Below are 1,329 nucleotides of genomic sequence, written 5' to 3' on the forward strand. Positions count from 1 at the left end.
CTGCGCGGCGAGGCCCGGATCGGTACGGGACAGCCACCGGCCCTTCGGTGTCAGCAGGCCGCCCTCGCCCTCCCAGGCGGCGAGCGGGCGGAGCTCGTCGCCGAGCCCGACGACGTCGAGCGCGCGCAGCGCGTTGGGCGCGAGCGAGATGCCGGCCCCGACGGGCTTCAGCTCGCGCGCCCGCTCCAGGACGCTCACGTGCCAGCCGCGCAGGTGCAGGGCCAGGGCGGCGGTGAGTCCTCCGATGCCGCCGCCGATCACGACGGCCGTGGCCGGTCGCCGCCGCGGGGGTGACGCATGAGGTATGTGCTCGGACGGTGCCATGACGCCTCCCAGGGGTACGACGCACTTGCCACTCACTACACCTGTAGTGAGCCCATAGGGCGAAGGTACTACACCTGTAGTTTCCGCGGTAGGTTGGCCCCATGTCTCGCACGACGACCGCACCGCGCGACCCCGCGCTGCCCCGCCCCGACCGGATCGCCGACGCCGCCCTGGTCCTGCTCGCGGAGCGCGGCATGCGCGGGCTGACGCACCGCGCGGTGGACGAGGTGGCCCACCTGCCGCAGGGCTCGACGTCGAACCACGCGCGCACCCGGCTCGCCCTGCTCGAAACGGCGGTGCGGCGGCTCGCCGTGCACGAGGGACGGGTGCTCGCCGTGGACGAACTGCCCGGCCCGGCGGGCGGACTGCCCGCGCTGGTCGACGGCATGGCGCTCGCACTGCACCGCTACCTGACCCGCAATCCCCAACTGCTCGTCTGCCGCTACGAATTGGCCCTGGAGGCGACCCGCCGTCCGGAACTGCGCACGTTCTTCGACGACACGGGCCGCCAGTTCCACCGCCCGCTCACCGAACTGCTGCGGGCGGCGGGCTCCCCGGACCCCGCGCGGCACACCCTGTCGCTGGTCGCGTGGACCGAGGGGATGATGTTCTCGTGCGTGGCGGGCTCGTTCCACACGGCGGTGCCGTCCCTCGCGGAACTGCGCAAGGGGTTCGCGGAGTTGCTGCACGGCATGCTCGACGGCCCCCGGTCCGACGAGCTTCGGCCCGACGACCGTCGACCCGACAAGGACGCCTGAGGCATCCATCGTCACCCGTGCGGGGCAACCTCACCGTCTGCGGTTCCCCCGGCGCCGTCCCGTCCAGCAGAGTGGCCCGGGTGCTCAGAAAGCCCAGATCAACCGCGCTCCTGCTGACGGCGGCCGCCGCCGTCGGCGCCGCCACCGCGACCGGATGCATGAGCGTCCCCGCTCCCAGCGCCCCGGCCACGCCCGCACCGTCCGTCGCCGCTCCGGAGCCGCGCCCCGACGGCCACGCCGACCGGCC

2 protein-coding genes are annotated in these 1,329 nt (G+C 74.2%); one reads left to right on the plus strand and one right to left on the minus strand.

From position 1 onward, the window contains the following. On the minus strand, positions 1-324 hold a 324-nt coding region (locus G3I40_RS31130), incomplete at its 3' end, for an FAD-dependent monooxygenase (protein ID WP_164305962.1). Positions 325-425: 101 nt separating this feature from the next. On the opposite strand from G3I40_RS31130, the gene G3I40_RS31135 reads away from it, so the two are divergent. Next, complete coding sequence (locus G3I40_RS31135; protein WP_164305963.1) at positions 426-1,082, plus strand: TetR/AcrR family transcriptional regulator; 657 nt, start codon at positions 426-428, stop codon at positions 1,080-1,082. Positions 1,083-1,329 lie beyond the last annotated feature (247 nt).

Origin of the sequence: Streptomyces sp. SID14478, assembly GCF_010548525.1 — a bacterium.
In the GTDB taxonomy this organism is placed as follows: domain Bacteria; phylum Actinomycetota; class Actinomycetes; order Streptomycetales; family Streptomycetaceae; genus Streptomyces.

Excerpts from the sequence above, each read along its gene's own strand:
- G3I40_RS31135 (WP_164305963.1), top strand. The coding sequence starts at position 426 with ATGTCTCGCACGACGACCGCACCGCGCGACCCCGCGCTGCCCCGCCCC.